Raw genomic sequence first — 217 nt, 5'->3', positions numbered from 1 at the left:
AGATTAATCTTAAGGGGGATTAGCTCAGCTGGCTAGAGCGCCTGCCTTGCACGCAGGAGGTCAACGGTTCGACTCCGTTATTCTCCACCATCACCGGTACCTGATACAAAAGGTACAGAAATAGGAAGTATTCATACTTTCCGGGATAGAAAAGTTCTTTGACATATTGGAAGAAGTTAAAAAAGAAGAGCAAACAACAATAGAGACGTTGTTAGCT

The 217-nt window shown here is 42.9% G+C and carries 1 tRNA gene; it reads left to right on the top strand.

What is annotated here, in order from left to right:
• Window positions 1–13: 13 nt before the first annotated feature.
• A tRNA-Ala gene (locus AC6CH7_RS26555) sits at window positions 14–90 on the top strand.
• Window positions 91–217: the final 127 nt, after the last annotated feature.

The sequence above is a fragment of the Pedobacter sp. GQ55 genome (genome assembly GCF_059758925.1).
Note: the sequence above shows the minus strand (reverse complement) of the source record. Positions and strands in the feature narration are given on the sequence as shown.